Below are 20,161 nucleotides of genomic sequence, written 5' to 3' on the forward strand. Positions count from 1 at the left end.
AAAGAAAATGCTAGAGATATTATGCATAAAAGTTACACTCAAATATTAACGAAAACTTAGTTTACAATGTATTAAGTACTAAGTCAAAAATAAATGATAATTAATTCTTCATTATTTTTTGTGAGTACAACGCTGAAAAACGTATAAATAGTGGTTCTATTTAAAGTTTTTTAAAGGCAGTAATCAGAAAAAATAATATGAATAAGTGTTATATAATTTTGTCTTAGTACTTATATACATTTTAATCCCTCAGTTCCTTTATGAATTGAGGGATTTTTTCTTGTCTGAAAAGATATTATCCTATTTTATTTCATGGAGATTTCTCAAAAACTAAAGCTATGAGAAGAGATTCACCATGCTTCAAAGTTAAATACTGGTTTCACTTGGAAATAATTATTGCCTGTAAATTTTGAATATCAGCTTTAGGAAAAAGTAATGAGAGGGAGTGTTAGTTAAACTGATTTCTCATTTTTAAAAATCGAATTAATGAATAGTAGTTCCTTGTTTTTATGGTGCTTCTTAAGCCACAAAGCATTGTGACTCTCTACAAAAAAAGATTCATTTTAGTAAACCATGAAAAGTAAAATATCTATAGTAACAAAATGGTTTGCTAAGCCTACAGAAATAACCAAATATCTTCAATTCTTAACTCAATATATTTCCAAAACCACTTCCCACACACAATTCATAAATACAAAAAGGCACCCCATCAATGAGAGGGTGCCTAACATTAAAAATGTTATTCCCTTATTTAATTACTGATAATCAATTTCTTGGTAATTTTTTGACCATTTAGAATAATCACTACATAATAAACTCCATAAGCTAAATCACTAACATCATAATAAGATTGAGATTGATTGAAATGCTTTACTTCAACGCCATTAATATTAAAAATAGTAAGTTGATCAATCACACTATTCAATTTGAATTGTGCAGTGACGGGATTTGGATATACCTGAATCTTTTCTGAAATAGTATCAATTGCAGTCACCTGGTTTTCCTTCCATTTTGCATAAAAAGTCAAATCGCCCGTAGTACTTCCAGTAATTTCTGTCACTTCTTGTTCAAAGTCTGCATCAGAATACCAACCTTCAAACAAATAATCTTCTTTTACAGCATCAGTTAAGATAATCGTTGCATCCTCAATACTGTAAGAAGTAATATTTGAATGTTCACCTCCATCTGCTTCATAATTAATAGTATAGAAGATAAGGCTGTATTTCGCATAAAAAGTTAAATGACCTTCAGTACCAGAGACAATTTCTGTCACTTCTTGTTCAAAACCCGCATCAGAATACCAACCTTCAAACAAATAACCTTCTTTTACGGCATCAGATAAGATGATCGTTGCATCAGTATTACTGTAAGATGAAACATTAGAATGTTCACCTCCATCAACTTCATAAGTAATATTAAAAGATTGTTCTTTTTCTACCAAATAGGTATCAAAATCAAATTGTTTAATTACAACCTCAGTAATATTTTCTATCACAAATGATGGAGCTTCAAGGTTTTCCGGAAGGTTATCAACAATAGGAGTTAAAGTGACAGTACTTCCTTTCTCTACATAAAAACTTACACTTCCTAGTTCAGAATAAATTGCTTCATTCGTATTTCCTTCTACTTTCAGGCCTCCTGTTCCATTTACAAATTCAATGCTTATCAACACTGTATTTTCCGCCTTTTCAATAGCTTCGTAAGCTATGTTGAGGTTACTCGTTTTTTGTGTAAAAAGATTACCATCACCACCCTGCCAAACATCAGTGGTTTTATTATCTATTGTTGTTTCAGGTAATTCGATAGATGTCAACAAATTACCAGCAAAAGCTCCTTCGCCAATAAATTGGACTGAAGAAGGTATTTCCACAGCAGTTAACTGATTACCATAGAAAGCACCATCTTTAATTGTTGTCAGCGTAGCAGGAAGTGTAACGTTTGTAATTTCCAAGTTGTTAAATGCATTTTCACCTATAGAAATAACAGGCATTCCATCAATAGAAGATGGAATTTCAACTGCCCCTGAAGGGCCGTTATATCCTTTTATTTCACCATCTTCAAATATATAATCTTTGAGTTTTACAGCTCTAACCATTGATACTACAAGCTCATTGCCTTCCTGGTCGGCTTCTAATGTGAAATCAAAATTATGATCCATACTATTGGCCTGTATCTTTGAAACTATAAATGTGGTTGTCTTCAATTCTCCATCATCTGTCAATGCTACTTGATGCTGTTGTTCACCTGTATTTGTTTTTAACACCAAGTTTCCTTCTCCTTCATCAAAATAAGTTACCTTAATGGCTAATCGGTCATTCATTAGCCACCTATCATCTATATCAAAACCTATTTTAGCTCCTTTTCTAGCAATATAATCGTAATACTTATCCTCGAAAACCATCCACATTTTGATGGACTGTTGAATCTGAACTGCTGGTACTGTAGTATACCCATCAGCATTTCTTTGATATAACCATCTCTCAAAATTTTTCATCTCAATTCCTTCATTTTTCTCCGTTTTTGTGAAAGAACGTTTTGGGCTTGCTGTATCGTTATTTTTATACGTTTTATGGTCCATGTAAGATGTACCAAGATAAGTCCACACATCAGGTGTATCTTCTACTGTCCTACCCAACTCTTGTGCTATAAAAGGGAGCATTTGTGGCATAAGGTGGCCTGTAGTATGTATATAACTACAGCGCATCTGCAATGCTCTTAGATTACTCATAAAATAACGGTAAGTGAATGAGTTTGTCGTTGCTCCAAATCTGTAACCTCTTTCAGGTGTAGCCCAAGCTGGTTCATATTCTTCATTGACCTCACCATGAAAACCCCCATGACTTACTATTGGTGACGATTCATCTAGTATTAAATAACCATCTTCATCAATAGACTGTCCTAAATCATGATTAGGAACTTGATAGAGATACATTTCTACAAACCCTCTTCTTACTCCAAATCCATAATCAAAACCATAATGGCTAGTCCCTCCCATAAATACCTTATGTTCAATACCTTCAAAAGCATTTTGCCAAGCATCCAACCTTTCTCGTACGTGAACTTCCGCATCATTTTTTTCCCATTGTGTCTCACCATGAGGCCCAATACCCTCATCTCCAAAAGAATGGGAGGCATACCCCACATAGGCTGCTTTTACCATTTGAGGAATACCGCTTTCTCCTAGAGCATTTATCAGTTCTAAATATTGTGCGTGAAATATGGGATCAGAAGGGTCGAAATTCAGGTTGTCGCTCGTTTTATCTCTTGGTAATAAGCTCACTCCTAAATCCTCCAACCATAAGGGTGCTTCTCCTGCTACTCCATTTCCTCTTTCTTTAGAATTTGTCAGAATCCTCAAAACAATATCTACTCCTTGACTATTGGCTTGTTGAATACTCCCTATTACAGTAGAAAAGTCAATTTGTCCTTCCACTTTCTCTATATCTCTCCATTTTACCCAAAGCAACCCTACAGGATTCCCTTTGAATTTTAAATTCGGAGCGTCGAAGTCTTTAAATGACCCATCATCTTTAAAATAAATATTTCTTTGAAGGGCAATTAAACTATTTGATGCTGGGACAACATCATCAGGCATCGACCAATCCCAACCTTCTACAGTATGTGCAGAGGCATTCCATTCTTGGGCTTCAATATTCTGAATATCTGAAAATTCTAGATAATTATAAGAAGGCCAATAAGGATAAGTACTTTCTGGTAATACATTAGGATTGACATCAAGGATATCTTGAGGAACATTTTGTGATAAGAGAGCGAGTGGATGGAAGAAAAAGATCCCCAACCAAATAAGTAACTCATAATTTTGTTTCATACTTTCTGTGTTAGTTAAAAAAGTCAATAGAATAAATCTATTTGCTATGGATACACAATTTCTTGCTTTTAAGGTTTGATGGAGGGATTGATTTTAGCCTTTTAGGATAAAAAATAGTGCTACGTTAGGGGTAAAAACTGTTCATAATACATTGTTGTAACCTATTTAAACTTAATTCTGTTGTAAAATAATCCCATTGACATTCATAATAGGTCATTTTAAAAAAGAAATAAAATCATACTATTAAAGCTTTTACTTAAGGTAATGCATGCCAAAAAATTATGATATTTTACTACCTACAAAAAAATTATTTACGTAAATTATAATCGACACCAAAAACCTACTATCATGTTCAAAAACTTAATAACTACACTATCTCTTTGCTTACTATTATTCTCATGCATCAATCATGACCCTTATGGCACAAAAGGCCTAAGCAAATTGTCTCCTGAGGAAGTGATGGAAATCACACTGAATAACCTAGGAAAGGAAAGCAAAAGACCGGTCTATCGATTTCACAGTGGCAAAGTAGCTTCACTTGATTCTCTCAGCAAGTATGATCCTTTAAAATGGGGTTATGACTATTATGCCAATATGGATGATGAAATTCAAGTGATTGTGCTCAGAAAACCGACAAGAGAAGATACGCTTTTCCAGAGAAAATTAATGGTTGCTATAAAACAGAAACTGCGTCCTAAAGTAGAACTCATAGACATTGATTGCAATGACATCGACAAGATGTTAGCAAGAATACTTTTTATGAATCAGGAAAATAGAGCTAGTGCGAAAATTGATGAATCTATTGAATTTGAAAACCTGACCAAAGTAGTGAGTATTCTTGAAAACTGTGGTATGCCTACAGTGGAGGAAGTAGGGCAAAATGGGGTAAATACAGTTTGGTTGATCATTCAGCATGCAGATCCTTCTTACCGTACCAAGTACTTTTCTATGTTTGTTGAAGCCGCTAAAAGAGGAGATTTACAGCAAAGAAAAATTGCGGTAATGGAAGATAGAATTAATCAGGACAGTGGTGAACCACAACTATATGGTTCGCAGATTATTTTTAATGAAAGTACTGGCAAAATGGAGGTATATACACTTCAAGACCCTAAGAATGTGAATTTAAGAAGAGCAAAAGTGGGACTTGAACCTATGGAGGTTTATGTGAAACAATTCGGTATTGATTACTAGAAAGTTATGCCTTAAGAAGCTGTTGCAGCTCCGCTAATTTTTGTTGTCTTACAAACGAAAAAGTCATTATATCTTTCTTTTCAATCTCTGAGAGGATTCTGTAAGCGGCTTTTAGGTATTTATTATCTTGGGTTAGTTTTCCTTTGTAGATCAATACATCATTCAGAAGTTCTAATTCTTTAAAGTCTGTTTTAGAAGAAAGATCCATCATTTTCAATGTTATTTCTTCTTCTGAATCAGACACTTCTATAAGCAAAACTTCTTTCAGGTATTTATCAATGGTCAATGCCATTTCTTCAAAATGAAGTTCTCTATCTAATCCCGTAAACCGAAGCATGACTTTCTCCAGGTTTCGGATCATTCTCTTCAGGTAATCTCTTTTATCTTGTAGCATAACAACTTGTTATTCAACGAATGTGAAAATCAAGTTAGCAAAGAAATTCCAAATCATTACCACTCCTACTGCTAAAACTTTAGCAACATAGAAATTCAATTTCATCTTTTCATGCAATACCCAAATAATGGCATTACTAAAGAAAAGACCAATGATTGATACTCCAAAAAACTTAATATATTGAAGTCCAATGTTGGCATCATGACTTTCAAAAGTCCACAGTCTGTTTAAAATATAATTGCTTGTAGCGGCAAGTACAAAACCAAGACTATTCGCTAAATATTTATGCCCTTTAAGTTTTTCCTTTACTACATAGGTAGTTCCGAAATCTACAAATAACCCTGAAAAACCAACTACACCAAACTTCAGAAACTTAAAGAATAAGACTTCCCAATCCATTTTGATTGTTAGATATTAGTTTCAATATTGAAAAGAAAAAGAAGGCCTGTAAGGACCTTCTTTTTATATTATAAACAAAGATGATTAATCCTTGTGACTTTCTCTGTTGCTGTTTCTACGTCTGTTTCCACCGCCGCTATTACGACGATCTCCACCTCCGTATCCACCACGACGACGGTCTCCACCGCCACCATTGTAACGACGACGATCTCCGCCTCCGCCACCACGGCGTCCACCACCACGACGGCCTCCGCCACCGCCACCAGTAGCGTTCGATACTTCTACATCAATTTTTCTACCATTGAATTCCAAAGTACCCATTCCTTTGATCACATCATCTTCTCTACCTTGAGCTACCTCAAAGAACGAGAAGTTTTGTTTCAAGTCAATTCTTCCGATATCGATACGGTCACCACGAACACCTTTGTTGATCAAGTCAATAAGATCTCTTGGAGATACCTCATCACGCTTACCTAAGTTGATAAAGAAACGAGTGAAACCTGACTCTGCGTTACGTCTGAAGTTTTCACCTCTTTCACGAGAGTTCGTGTTATCTCTACGGTCGTGAACATTAAGATCTCTTGCACCTCTATAGTACTCTAAGAAACGGTTGAATTCTAAGGCAACGAAACGGTTGATGATTTCCTCACGGCTTAGATCTTCCAATTTCTCATATACTTTTGGCAAGTATTCTTCGATTTCCTCTTCTACCATTTCCACGCTGTGCATACGGTCTACTAAATGGAATAGCTGACGCTCACAGATTTGAGGACCTGAAGGAATAGGATCCATGATGAATGATTGCTTCAATACACGCTCGATAGCTCTCAAACGGTGCTTCTCACGCATGTGAATGATCGCAATTGAAGTACCATCTCTACCTGCTCTACCTGTACGGCCTGAACGGTGATTGTACGTTTCAATATCATCTGGCAAGTTATAGTTAATTACGTGTGATAAGTCGTTTACGTCCAAACCACGTGCAGCAACGTCAGTAGCTACAAGCAATTGTAAAGTACGCTGACGGAATTTACCCATCACATAATCACGTTGCGCTTGTGATAAATCACCGTGCAAAGCATCAGCGTTGTAACCGTCTTGCATCAAGCGTTCCGCAACATCTTTTGTTTCCTGTCTTGTACGGCAGAAAACAATACCATATATATTTGGATTGTAATCCACTACACGTTTTAAAGCTTCATATCTATCTTGAGCTCTTACAGTGTAGCAGTAGTGTTTTACGTTTTTGTTACCTGTATTCTTCGTACCTACAGTCACCTCTTTAGGCTCAGTCATGTAGTTAGAAGCAATACGAGCTACTTCTCTTGGCATAGTTGCAGAGAACAACCATACATTTTTATCTTCTGGTGTTTCTTCAAGAATAGCATCAAGCTCATCTTTGAAGCCCATTTTCAACATTTCATCCGCTTCGTCAAGTACTACAGTCTCCACTTCAGAGATGTTTACTTTATTTCTGCGAATTAAATCATGCATACGTCCTGGAGTGGCAACGATAATATGTGCACCTTTTCTTAATTGACGGATTTGTTGGTCAATTGGAGCGCCTCCATAAACGGCAACGATTTTTAAACCTTTAAGCTTTGTTGAGAAGTTTTCAAGATCCTTAGCGATCTGAAGTCCAAGTTCACGTACTGGACATAAAATTAACCCTTGTACCTTTTCGTTTGAGACATCAACACGGTGTAGGAGTGGAAGGCCGAATGCTGCAGTTTTACCCGTTCCTGTTTGTGCTAAACCTACTAAGTCAAGTTCTTCTGTTAATAAAGTTGGGATTACCTCTTCTTGGATTGGTGTAGGTTGTTCAAAACCGAGCTCTGCTACTGCTTCTTGCAATTCTTCTTTAAGCCCTAATTCACTAAATTTTGTCATTTTTTGTTTTTTAGAACGCTTCCTTCCATACTACTTGTAAGTACTTAGATTGAATGTTACTTCTCCCTTAGTCCTTTCTTTGTCGGCGGACAACCAACAGTTATGATGATGCGGACAAAAGCGCTACAGTTTCCTAATTGAACCGCAAAGGTAGGTTTTTTATTTTTTGTTTTGCTAGTGAACGCGATAAACGTTTATAAATGAGGGCAATTATTTTCACATTTTTTCCATCATTAACAAAAAAAGAGCTTATTTCAAGCTCTTTTCATAAATATACCTTCTTTAAAAACAGACTTTTACAAGTGTCTCTAATACACCAAGTTACCTTTTACGGCATAGTGCTTATCGCCTAAAAAGACGATAGATTGAGTACCTTCAACGGCATAACTTTTTAACTTTTGACCTTCTGAAAAGACCAATTCCCCTTCCTTTTCTGTGGCGTACAAAGAGTTATCTGTCAGCATCTTAAAAGCTATTTTTAAAATGTCTCCATTGGAGTCTTTTTCCACTTCTACCCAACGTACCAACTCTCTTGGTCCACTCGCCTCAAAACGAGTTAATGTACCACCGTTGGATTTGTTTTGAGTAGTTTTTTCGTAACTGTTTCTCAAGATGGGCTTATTAATATCCGCATCCTCAAAGACTTCCAATTCTTCTTCCCAATTAATTTCAGAAGAAGCTAAAGAATTTTCTTTTCCATCATAGGTAATTTTTTTCTCTACTGATGGTGCACGTCGGCTTAAATCTTTTACAGCTGAATCTACAACACTCGTCAAGTCAAAATTGTAAACTTCTTCGGAGTCTTGAACTTTATCTAATTGGGCACAGCTGAACAAAGAATTTAATGTGAAGTAAATAATGGTAATTTGAACGAACAATTTCATGCTATTTAGTAAAGGTGATAGTAGAACAAGTACAAGATATCGTGTAGAGTGATCAAAACGGTATATGTACCTATATTATTTCCAAAAAATTTCGATATGGCGCTTTCCTGTCCACAAAGTAGTGCTTATGGATTTTTTTATTTTTTTAACTTTCCATGCATCGTTATTCAAATATATGAATTCTTGCTTAATTACAACAGTTTCTGAAACTTTATGATACGCAATTAACAAAGTACCTTCTTCTTGAAGAGGTTCGATCTCAATATTTTTTGAGTTCGTTGCATGGACAATCTCTGTTTTATCTTCCTGAGGTTTTCCTTTTAAAATATCAATAGCCCTGCCGGCATTGGGAACACCATACCCTACATAATTATTTCCATAAGGATAAAACCATGAAGATTGAATAATGGCCCCTCTGATTTCCTTCGCTGTAGCTTCAGGCTTCAACTGCCACAGACATGCCGCCAACCCCGTAATTACAGGTGCTGAAAATGATGTACCGAACAGTGAATAACAAGAAACCTCAGGTTTAATATACTCTAAAAAGTCAGGCCCTATGCTACTGTAACTTGCTTTTACACCTGATTTTGTTGTGGCACCAACACTCAACACTCCCCTTGCATCTGCTGGCGCACTAATAATTTCCCAGCTGGAATCTCCTTCATTTCCTGCCGAAACTATCAACAGCACTCCTTTTTCTTGTGTGGCTACTTCTGCTGCTTTTGTTACCATTGAAGTTTCCCCGTCCATCTGAGCAGGTGTATAATTTTCATCTTTTAAATCAAAACCGTTTGAATAGCCCAGTGAACTATTGATTAATTTAATGCCCAATGAATCCACCATCCATTCCAAAGCCATAATCCAGTTCTCCTCTTCACTTCTTGACTCCTTGTCTCCATGATCTGTCCTTGCAAGATAAAACTCACTTTTATCAGCCAAACCATAACGCATATTTCCTTCATGCCCCGCAATCATACGCAACACCGTAGTGCCATGACTGTCTGAGCTTGTTCTTTTACTTCCGAAAAAAGTCTGACTTGTAGTCGTTGGTCCCGACAAATAATCTTTAAAACCTAAAATGCGTTCGTCATTGAAAATATGTTTCAAGTATTCATTTTTAGTCGCATTATAATAACCAGCATCAATCACCCCTACCGTCACACCACTGCCATCTAACTTTAAATCATAAAGACTATCGGGTTGTATTTGCTTAACCGAATAAGAGGACTGTCTGAAATCCTTCTCCTGATAAATACCAGCCAGTTTCCAATTTCTATTCACAGGCTTCACCTCTTTAATAAAAGAAAGGCTTTGCAACTGTTCTAATTGTTGTTTTGAAGCGACCTCTACCGTTACGGCATTCAGCCAATTGGATTTACTCTGTTCAAAAAAGTCTTGTCTGTGCAATTCTTCCAGGTACTCTTCACAGATAGATTGGTTAAAAATCTCTAAATCTTCACGATCACAACGATCAGTAAAAACAACCCAAAAACGTTGATTTTCGGTAGCGAAAACTGGAAAAACAGCAAAAAGGATGAAAAAATAGCTTAAGAATAGCCTTCTAAGCCGTTTTTCTCCTGAAAAAAAAACAGAATAAATATCCAGTCTTATTGTCATCTAGTTTTGAAAATTCAATGGAAGAAGTAAATTCGAACTAAGTAGCAGTACAAGCGATCTGCCGCTTAACTTTGACGAAAAGTTAATCATAAATATTAATATATACACATAGATCAATCATGAGATACGAAAAAATCGACTCGACATTGTTCATTGAGAACCGTAAGCGTCTAGTAGAGAGATTAAAACCAAATTCAGTTGCTGTATTCAATTCAAGCGACATCATGCCTACTAGTGCTGACGGTACAATGCCATTTATTCAGCAAACTGACATCTTTTATTTAAGTGGTATTGATCAAGAAAAGAGTATTCTTGTGATCAATCCTGACGCCAAAGATCCTGCTCACAGAGAAATGCTTTTCTTGATTGAAACAAATGAGGAAATTGCCATCTGGGAAGGAGCAAAATTGACAAAAGAACAGGCTACTGAAGTTTCTGGAATCGAGTCGGTGTACTGGTTATCAGATTTCGATACAGTATTCAAAACGGTTGTTTTCGATTCAGAACACATCTACTTGAATACAAACGAGCACCTTCGTGCTGACACTACTGTTGAAACGCCAGATGATAGATTTAGAGTGGAATGCATGAAAAACTTCCCTCTTCATAAATACGAGCGTATTTCTCCAATCATGCACGACTTGCGTACTGTAAAGTCACAAATTGAGATTGATGTAATGCAAAAAGCTTGTAACATCACTGAGAAAGGTTTCAGAAGAGTATTAGAATTCACGAAGCCAGGTGTGAAAGAATACGAAATTGAAGCAGAAATCACTCACGAGTTTGTTCGCAATGGCTCAAGAAGACATGCTTACACGCCAATCATCGCTTCAGGTTTCAACGCTTGTGTATTGCACTACATCGACAATGATCAAGTTTGTCAAGACGGTGACTTGTTATTAATGGACTTCGGTTGTGAGTACGGTAACTACGCTTCTGACTTAACACGTACCATCCCAGTAAATGGTAAGTTTACAGAGCGTCAAGCGGCAGTTTACAGTGCTGTATTGAGAGTACACAAAGCAGCGGCTAAAATGCTTGTTCCAGGTAACAACTTGATGGATTACCATGTGGAAGTAGGTAAATTGATGACAGAAGAATTAGTAGGTTTAGGTTTGATCACTCGTGAAGATATTGCGAACGAAGATCCAAAATGGCCTGCTTACAAGAAATACTTTATGCACGGTACTTCTCACCACATTGGCGTAGACGTTCATGACTATGGCAACAGATATAAAACTTTTGAAGCTGGAATGGTATTTACAGTGGAGCCAGGTATTTATATCAGAGAGGAAAACATGGGTATCAGAATTGAAAACGACTTCGTTATCCAAGAATCAGGTGAGCCATTTGACTTGATGAAAAATATTCCAATCGAAATTGAAGAGATTGAAAGCATTATGGCGAAGTAATTCACTTTAGAGCCTTAATATATATTGCACCCTAGTTTGATGTGAGACATTGAACTAGGGTGTTTTTTTATTGTCTTAAGGATTTTGCTTTGAAATACTGACGTTCGGTGTTTTCAAAATATAGGTTTCAAACTGTCCAAGAAGTTTCATCACCCTAGTGTGAGTAATATAAAATGACTCTCCATCAAAACTCCTTTGACTTTTCACAAAGCTGACCGGATAAGTAGCATGTAGAGGTTCTTCTCTATATTGCACCTTCCCTGATTTAGTATAATGAAATTCTTTGTCATAGCTTGTTACAACCAACTTTACTACCATCCGATTTTGCCCAATATTCACATCCACTACAAACCTTGAACTCACATTTATTCTCACTCTAAATGGAAGCATATAGTATTTACTATTAATTTTTGGAAAAACTGATTTGTAGATGATGTTTGTTGAGTCCTGCAGAATCAATGAAGAGTTGGAAGAAGGTACGTCAAATTGATAAAATGATTTTACAATATCATAAATCTTTGACACTGGTATATCCTTAAAATCATACGCTCTTAAATAGGTTACTCTTTGTTCATCATCCACAAAATACTCATGTTGTATTTTACCTATATTAATTGCAACCCTTCTTGATTGTGCATTTAAAGAGATAGTAAGCGTAAAAAAGAAGAGATAGAAAAGAAGATACTTCATAGTTATTTTTTTTTTGTATTATTACTTTTCTTTGAGAACAATAACTACTGGGTCACGACAATTTATTTAGAAAAAATTAGAGCTATTTTCATTTAATTAAGACTATCATCTTCCCTCCATTCAAAAGAAAAAATAGTATTTACTGTATTTATCTAAGGTTCAAGTTTCAAAAAAAGTGATCTTTTTGATCAATTTCTCTATCAATACAAGTGCAAAAAATCATAAAAGAACGATGCACACAACTCTTTTCCTTAACTAATATTAATCACTATTGAATACTAAAAATTAATTGATGAAATTGAGTTTCAAACAATCAAACTCGCAACTTATTAACTAGCATGACAACTAAATTCAGATACCTGATTTTATCCTTATTATTTGTAATAACTCTACCAATTCAGCAATTAAACGCACAGCACATTAGTAGAAAAAATTTACACGCATGGCCTGCCACTTCTCCACCTAAAATTGATGGAGTCTTGGACGATCAATTATGGAAAGACCCTTTGCAGGTCAACCAACTTACTGCCAGCACTAATAGGTATGTTTATTTTGAAGACACACCCATGAAATATGTGTCTGAAGGATATTTTATTCAAAATTCTCCCAATAACCTCCAAAAGTCTTCTCAAAAAACCAAAGTACAAGTGGCTTATGATAATTATGCCATTTATATCAGTGCACAACTCTATGACACTGCCCCCGATTCTATCAGAACCAACATGGGAGAAAGAGACTCTGGTGGCAATGGAGGTGACTTTTTCATTGTTTCTTTTGATACCTACAACACTCAACAAGATACGTATGAGTTTGTAGTTAGTGCTTCCGGTGTACAAAGTGATCGTATTCAAGGTACTTCGGGATGGGATGGCAACTGGAATGAGATCTGGACAAGTGCTGTAAAAGTCAATGATGAAGGTTGGGCGGTTGAAATGGAAATTCCTTACCGCGCATTAAGAATGCCTAATGGTAAAGAACAAATTTGGGGTTTAAACTTTGGTAGAGTGATAGCCCGTTCGGGTGAGACTTCTTATTGGAATGCTATCGATGCCAATAAATCGGGTTACGTCAATCAATTTGGTACATTAAGAGGTATTTATGACGTCAATCCTCCCCTCCGACTTTCGTTAACGCCTTACATTAGTAATGTTTCTTTAGGGCAACAAGGCGGTCCTTATGCACATACTTTTTCTGGTGGAGCTGACATTAAAGTAGGACTAGGACAAAGTTTTACTTTGGATGTAAGTTTAATTCCTGATTTCTCTCAAGTGCAAGCCGATAATCAAGTACTCAACCTTTCTGCTTATGAAGTGCAATTTGGGGAGTTCAGAGATTTTTTCACACAAGGAACTACCATTTTTAACCGATGGGATCAGTTTTATTCGAGAAGGATCGGGCAGAACCATAACAACCCTAGTGACGATATATTAAGAGAGCATGAAGCTTTTATTTATAAACCTACTGATGCTCCTATTTTAAATAACACAAAACTTACCGGTATTACAGAAAAAGGTCTTGGAGTAGGTATTTTGAATTCCATCACTAATGAAACGTATGCTATTATAGAAGATAGCACCACGGGTGAAAGAAGAGAAGAGTTAGCAGACCCTGTGACCAATTTTAATATTATAGCCCTTGAACGAGCCTTACCCAATAACTCTAAAATTGGGTTTATGAATTCGAATGTCTATCGAGGCGAAGGATTCAAATCTTCCAATGTCACTTCAACCGATTTCAATTTCTTTGACCGTTCCAATACTTATCAAGTGAGAGGTTTTGGAGCATTGAGTCAGGAGTTTTTCCCTTCCGAAGAATCTGAATCAGCACAAAAAGCCGGTTATACACAACTCGGCCATAGAATTGATGTTGGTGGTGGTAAAGTGAGTGGTAAATGGCGTTATTGGGCTTCTTCCAACATTGAATCAGATACGTATAACCCGAATGATATGGGCTATAATAGTGCGGTCAATAAGATTGGGTTTTATACTAATGCCTCTTACAATCAATTTGAAGCAGGCCCGTTATTTCAGCGTTATTGGCTGAGAGCAGGTTATGATGAAAATTGGCTTTATAACCCTAGAACCTTTACGAGTAGAAAAGTATGGGCAGACAGTTATTTCCAATTCAATAACTTCTGGAGTATGAATTTAGATAGTTATATCCATCCAGGTATTTCTTATGATTACTTTGGGCCAAGGGAACAGGGCTATTATTTTAAAGAATATATGTCGCATGGAGGTGGCTTTACTTTGAATTCTGATAGTAGAAGTCTTTACACTGGTAGCTTAAGAGTTTCTTATTGGGCAAGACCTGAATTCTCTCAGCTGGATAATTTCATTTCTTATAATCAAACCTATCGTGCTACAGACCGCTTTGACCTGACACATTCCGTTTCTTGGAATAATCAAAGAGATGAAAAAGGATATGTAACCACACTACATGATGAAGATGGAGAGGTTGAAAGTGTCATTTATGGCAATAGAGATGTGAAAACGCTAGAAAACAACTTCACTTCCAAGTATTATTTCAATCCTAAAATGTCGATGAAACTTCGTTTAAGACATTATTGGAGAAGAGTAGATTATGATGAGTTTTTCGATTTATCTTCTACGGGTGACTTGCTCACAACAGATTACACTGACCTGAATGAAAAGGGTGAACATACTCAAAACACCAATTACAATACATTTGATATGGAGCTTTCTTACAGTTGGGAATTTCTCCCAGGAAGCTTCTTAACAGCAATGTGGAGAAATGAATTAGCGTCATCTAATCATAATTCAGACATCAATTTTTCGGATAATATGAAAGAACTGTGGGAAGAACCTCAAATGAATACTGTTTCCATCCGATTAAGTTATTTCTTGGATTATGGGCAGGTAAAGAGAATGTTTTAAACACAATAAGCCACTTCACTTGTAGTAAGCGAAGTGGCTTATTCATGAAAAGAACAGTCAAAAAGTCCTAAGACTCTACTGTCATATTGATAGCCTCAACCTTTGTAACTTCAGGCACTGCATTAATTATAGCTTGTTCAATCCCTGCCTTCAATGTCATTGCAGACATAGGGCAATCACCACAAGCACCCAACAACTCCACTTTAGCTATACCATCCTCAGTAACTTCCACTACTTTGGCATTTCCACCATCCGCTTCCAAATAAGGTCGGATTGTTTCTAAGGCTTTTTCTACTTCATTAATTAATGTTTCACTCATATATGTAATCCAATTAAGGCGTTTATATCAAATTATTCCCAAGTCTTGATTTCAACTCGGTCTGTTTCAGGTAAATCTGCATTTCTGATGGCTACACTTCTTGCCAATGACTCTGCGATACTTACAAAAGCATCACCGGCAGGATTTCCTTCTTCCATCACTACAGGCACTCCGTCATCACCACCTTCTCTTACGCTCTGTACCAATGGCACCTCACCTAAGAATGGTAACTCATATCTTCTAGCAAATGTTTTAGCACCATCTTGCCCAAACAGATAATACTTATTCTCAGGCAGTTCTGCAGGAGTAAAGTAAGCCATATTCTCAACTACTCCAAGGATTGGAACATTCACATCTTTAGAAGCAAACATTTTATATCCTCTCACAGCATCTGCTAAAGCTACTTTTTGCGGTGTTGAAACAATCACCGCACCCGTTACTTTTGCAGTTTGTACCAATGATAAATGAATATCACCTGTACCTGGAGGTAAGTCTATCAATAAGTAATCCAATTCTCCCCAATCTGTATCCATAAAGAACTGACGAATAGCAGAACTTGCCATTGGTCCTCTCCAAACTACAGCGTTATCTGAAGGAGTTAAGAACCCGATCGATAATAACTTTACTCCGTATTTTTCGATAGGAATAATGACGTTTTTCTCTCCTCTCTGTACAACACCCGGCTGTGCATTTTCACAGTTGAACATTGTTGGGATAGAAGGTCCATAAACATCAGCATCCATCACACCTACTTTTGCACCAGACTCAGCAAGTGCTAAAGCAAGGTTTGCAGTCACTGTAGATTTACCTACACCACCCTTTCCAGATGAAACTGCAATCACGTTTTTTACGCCCGGCAATACCGGTCCTCGTTGTTGAAGAGAAGTCACTTCGGCCGTCATATTAACCGTAATTTCCAAATCTTCAGCAACATCTCTATGTATAGCGTCTTCACAACGCTGTCTTATTAACTCTTTCAATGGACATGCTGGAGTAGTCAATACTACCGTAAAAGATACTTTATTACCTTCTACTTCCACATCCTTAATCATATTTAAAGAAACTAAATCTTTCTTTAAATCTGGCTCTTCTACAGTAGATAAAGCCTTGATAATATCATCTTGTGTATATGCCATTCCTATCTTTTCCTCGATTTGGATATTTGTTGGCACAAAAATAATACAAAAGATGTTGTAAACCTTATATTTATTTAGATCAATTATAAATATAATAGAATAAATATTGTGAACTAAATAATTCTAGATTAATATTCCTCAACGACTTACATAAATTATAAAAAATTAACGTACGCTAATCCTAAACTAAAGTCTTTGAGGCAGAAAAATATTGAGTAGGTGTTTTTTGCTTTTCCTTCTTAAATGCCCTGTTAAAGGCGGTTTTTGAGTTAAAACCAACATTATAAGCATGTCCTAAGTAAGTCAATTCCTGACGGGTGTCTTTATTTACTTCTTCAATAAATGCATTGATCCTATAGCCGTTCACAAAATCATAAAAATTTTTCTGATAGCCGTCATTTATCACTTTTGAAATGTCATGTGTACTTGTTTTCAGATGATGAGCGAGCTCTGGCAAAGTCAACCTCGAATTGGTGTATAACTTATGCTCGTTCATTTCTTCTGCCAATTTTTCTTTCAGTACTAATTGCTCTTCCGTTAGCCCCTGTTCTTCTTTCTCCTCTACTTCTTCTTCTACTTGCGCTTGTGCTTCCACAATACTCTTTATACTCTCTTCTTCTGCTACTCTCAAAATCTCTGGCTGATTCATCGCATAGTAACCCATAATAAATGATGTACATGCTATAATTAACCAAAGTGTATCCGTCAGCATATTGATGATATTTTGAGGCTCGTAATGAAAAATCATGGCTCCCGTTCCTACAACATACATTAAAAACCAGATCCCTAAACAAGTCGCATAAACAAGCATTACTCCGTTCAAGTAATTTATATTTCTTTCTTCCGAAAGGATATTCATACTATGCTGATGCTGATGATTCAAAAACAGCTTGCATTTCCACCAATAATACGCACTAAACACCAACCCTATTCCACCTATAGTATTAAAAAAGATGGTATAATGACGGTTTAAAACTCCATATTCAAATTGATCATTGGACAGTGCAAAAAGCGGTAAATAAAATAACACCTGGATTCCAAAAGGGATCAAACGGATAAAAATTTCTTTTGACTTTGACTCTGATTCAGTGAGTTGTTTGATATAAATGAAAAACAACGGTCCATAAATCAATAAAATCATCTCAGGAATAAGATAGATTTTAGGGAATAGCTGGAAGATATCTCTATAATACATCGCCACTCTCGCCATCAAGGCAATGGACGTGAATAAAATCAATACTGCTAAAACAACGTTTGCTCGTCTGTTATTTTCCTGAATACCGAATATTGAGAAAATTAAAAGCAATCCCTGAAATGCTCCCAATAACAATAAGAACATATAGGGCGTAGTCGTACTTCCTGATAAATCTTCCCATGAACTGATTTTGATCGTTTTTTTCCAACCATCCTTAGCGACATCATACACTCTATTAGGAATGGCCCTTCCGTTCTCTCTACCTTCCACAGACTCCCATGAACCTCTTGTAATTTTATATTCAAATTTCTCCAAACCTGCCGGCAACGTCAAATAATAAAATCCGTCAGCGTGTTTGATCATTTTACTTTCCAAGTCCAGCGGTTTCCAATTATTAAAATCACCCACCACAAAAAGACTGGCATCATAAGGTGTACCTTCCGGGAGTTCTGTTACAATTAATTGTATTCTCTCTACCATCTCATTGACTAAATCTTGCCATGAGCGGATTTGAATATTGATCAATGAAGGGCTCTCTGGATCATAATACCTATTCGGTTTCAAGTTACCACTCTCCGTAGATTCTACTGAAGCCCAAGTACCTCTCGTAAACTTGTATTGAAAAGGTTCTTTACTTTTGGGTATCTTCAAATAGTAATACCCATCATGACTTCTTTTGAACTTGTATTGTTCATCATTAGGAGACCAATGGTTTAATGTAGAAGCTAAATAAATTTCCGCAGAGTCTGGTGTAAACTCTGGAAGTTCAATAATCTTAAAGACCAAATCCCCATTTCCTGTTCCTGGATTAGAGAAGCCTGAAAAATTCAAAAAAGTGAGGCAAAAGTAAAATAGTAGTAGTGTTTTGTGATTCATCCTATTTCATGCTAGTCGATGGTATTGAAAACTTATTAAAGTGTATCCAACTAAAGCGGTTTAAACTATAATTGAGCAATTTTTATTTCTAAAAACTCTTGAAATTAAAGATAACCTTTGAAAATCAATACTTTATCATCAATTAATTACAACATTACGTAATTTTAATTTAATAATTTAAGATTATCTAATACAAAATTATCGTATTCACTCCACTAATATGAAAAATCATTCACTTATAATGAAGTAATTAAGAAAATATATGCTCTCCTAAAGATGGAAATTATAATGCGAATATGTATATTTCACAATTGCTTTTTGTGTAAACTGAGCGCATTATAAAACACGCTCTTTTTTTAAAGCTCTTTTTCATATTCAACTAAAAACAACTATGAGTTTCCCGGAGATAAAACGTGTGAGCATCATTGGAGCAGGTTGGCTAGGTCTACCCCTCATTTCTACACTAATACAAAACGGAATTGAAGTTAAAGCAAGCACAGGTACAAAATCCAAAGTTGCAACAATTGAAGAGTTAGGCGCCAAAGGTTATTTCCTGAGGTTTGACCCTACTTGTAATGATACTGAAAGTCTGATTGATTTACTAGATACGGATGCCGTTGTCATTTGCATGGCTCCAAGATTCAGTCAGCATAAAATGATGACCTTCCATGCAGAACAAATTAAAGTTATCAGAGATGAGATTGAAAAACTTCCTGTCAATAAGGTAATTTATACAAGTTCAACAAGTGTATATAAAGATGTCAATGCTGTTGTCAACGAGAATGCTGATACATCAGACAGTCCACGTTCAAGATCAGTGATTTTAGCAGAAGAGGTATTGAGAATCAACACGGATCTTGATGCTACTATCTTACGTTGCGGCGGATTGATGGGCTACGATAGAATCCCTGCCAAATATGTTGATGGGAAAAAAGATTTGATAACAGGTGACATTCCAGTGAACTATGTGTTCAGAGATGATGTTATTAGAGCGATTGTCAGAGTACTGGAAGTGAATGATCATAACAGCTGGAATAAAGTATTCAATTTGGTAGCTCCTGAACATCCTCCAAAAAGGATTGTGTATGAAGCGACAGCCAAATATGGAAATTACATTGTTCCTACTTTTATCTCACCTGCTTCTGCTCCTCCTTTCAAAATTGTAGACAGTCAGAAAATTATTGATAAAATAGGTTTTACTTTTCTGTATGAAAACCCTGAAGAGTTTCAATACGATGAGATGAAGTAAAACACTCCCTTAACAATTAACTCTACGAACTAAGCCGAAAATAGTGAATAACTTATTTTCGACTTAGTTTTTTTTAAAGCAGTCGAACAATGAAAATTGGGACTGCACAAAAATCAAGTAGGGTAAATATGGAATAAGTCTACGTCTATCCCATATTTATCCCTCTCACAGAACCGTGCGTAC

The 20,161-nt window shown here is 36.1% G+C and carries 14 protein-coding genes; 4 read left to right on the top strand and 10 right to left on the bottom strand.

The features are described from left to right. Positions 1–751: 751 nt before the first annotated feature. Positions 752–3,829, bottom strand: coding sequence for an InlB B-repeat-containing protein (locus HHU12_RS29060; protein WP_169660245.1), 3,078 nt, complete (start codon positions 3,827–3,829; stop codon positions 752–754). A gap of 348 nt (positions 3,830–4,177) precedes the next feature. Here HHU12_RS29060 and HHU12_RS29065 point away from each other — a divergent pair, with 348 nt between their 5' ends. Next, positions 4,178–5,020 (top strand): DUF6624 domain-containing protein, encoded by an 843-nt coding sequence (locus tag HHU12_RS29065; RefSeq protein WP_169660246.1) that lies wholly within the window; start codon positions 4,178–4,180, stop codon positions 5,018–5,020. Positions 5,021–5,024: 4 nt separating this feature from the next. Here HHU12_RS29065 and HHU12_RS29070 read toward each other — a convergent pair whose 3' ends face one another. From HHU12_RS29070 to HHU12_RS29090, 5 genes are all read right to left on the bottom strand, one after another. Then, positions 5,025–5,414, bottom strand: a complete 390-nt coding sequence (locus HHU12_RS29070; protein WP_169660247.1) for a hypothetical protein — start codon at positions 5,412–5,414, stop codon at positions 5,025–5,027. A gap of 9 nt (positions 5,415–5,423) precedes the next feature. Beyond that, positions 5,424–5,813 (bottom strand): GtrA family protein, encoded by a 390-nt coding sequence (locus HHU12_RS29075; RefSeq protein ID WP_169660248.1) that lies wholly within the window; start codon positions 5,811–5,813, stop codon positions 5,424–5,426. Between the two features lie 84 nt (positions 5,814–5,897). Next, the gene (locus tag HHU12_RS29080) at positions 5,898–7,703 is read right to left on the bottom strand and encodes a DEAD/DEAH box helicase (protein WP_169660249.1); all 1,806 of its coding nucleotides are present in this window, start codon (positions 7,701–7,703) and stop codon (positions 5,898–5,900) included. Between the two features lie 308 nt (positions 7,704–8,011). Next, positions 8,012–8,587 (bottom strand): hypothetical protein, encoded by a 576-nt coding sequence (locus HHU12_RS29085; protein ID WP_169660250.1) that lies wholly within the window; start codon positions 8,585–8,587, stop codon positions 8,012–8,014. A gap of 75 nt (positions 8,588–8,662) precedes the next feature. Continuing rightward, entirely contained in the window at positions 8,663–10,204 is a 1,542-nt protein-coding gene (locus tag HHU12_RS29090; protein ID WP_169660251.1) for a S8 family serine peptidase, read from the bottom strand. 119 nt (positions 10,205–10,323) lie between these two features. On the opposite strand from HHU12_RS29090, the gene HHU12_RS29095 reads away from it, so the two are divergent. After that, complete coding sequence (locus tag HHU12_RS29095) at positions 10,324–11,616, top strand: aminopeptidase P family protein (protein WP_044201093.1); 1,293 nt, start codon at positions 10,324–10,326, stop codon at positions 11,614–11,616. Positions 11,617–11,691: 75 nt separating this feature from the next. Here the strand turns inward: HHU12_RS29095 and HHU12_RS29100 are convergent, their stop codons facing one another. Continuing rightward, entirely contained in the window at positions 11,692–12,306 is a 615-nt protein-coding gene (locus HHU12_RS29100; RefSeq protein WP_169660252.1) for a hypothetical protein, read from the bottom strand. Positions 12,307–12,644: 338 nt separating this feature from the next. On the opposite strand from HHU12_RS29100, the gene HHU12_RS29105 reads away from it, so the two are divergent. After that, positions 12,645–15,203: a DUF5916 domain-containing protein gene (locus tag HHU12_RS29105; protein WP_169660253.1), complete on the top strand. Its 2,559-nt coding sequence runs from the start codon at positions 12,645–12,647 to the stop codon at positions 15,201–15,203. Positions 15,204–15,270: 67 nt separating this feature from the next. Here HHU12_RS29105 and HHU12_RS29110 read toward each other — a convergent pair whose 3' ends face one another. The 3 genes from HHU12_RS29110 to HHU12_RS29120 form a co-directional block, all read right to left on the bottom strand. Then, positions 15,271–15,522, bottom strand: a complete 252-nt coding sequence (locus tag HHU12_RS29110) for a NifU family protein (protein WP_062615516.1) — start codon at positions 15,520–15,522, stop codon at positions 15,271–15,273. Positions 15,523–15,554: 32 nt separating this feature from the next. Next, positions 15,555–16,658 carry an Mrp/NBP35 family ATP-binding protein gene (locus HHU12_RS29115; RefSeq protein WP_062615664.1) on the bottom strand — a complete coding sequence of 368 codons (1,104 nt, stop codon included), beginning with the start codon at positions 16,656–16,658 and terminating at the stop codon, positions 15,555–15,557. A 181-nt stretch (positions 16,659–16,839) separates the two neighbouring features. Then, a complete protein-coding gene (locus HHU12_RS29120) occupies positions 16,840–18,684 on the bottom strand; it encodes a helix-turn-helix domain-containing protein (RefSeq protein WP_169660254.1) in 1,845 nt (614 codons plus the stop codon). Positions 18,685–19,120: 436 nt separating this feature from the next. On the opposite strand from HHU12_RS29120, the gene HHU12_RS29125 reads away from it, so the two are divergent. Next, entirely contained in the window at positions 19,121–19,978 is an 858-nt protein-coding gene (locus HHU12_RS29125) for an NAD(P)H-binding protein (RefSeq protein ID WP_169660255.1), read from the top strand. The last annotated feature ends 183 nt before the right edge of the window (positions 19,979–20,161 follow it).

Source organism: Flammeovirga aprica JL-4, from assembly GCF_012844305.1.
In the GTDB taxonomy this organism is placed as follows: Bacteria; Bacteroidota; Bacteroidia; order Cytophagales; family Flammeovirgaceae; genus Flammeovirga; species Flammeovirga aprica.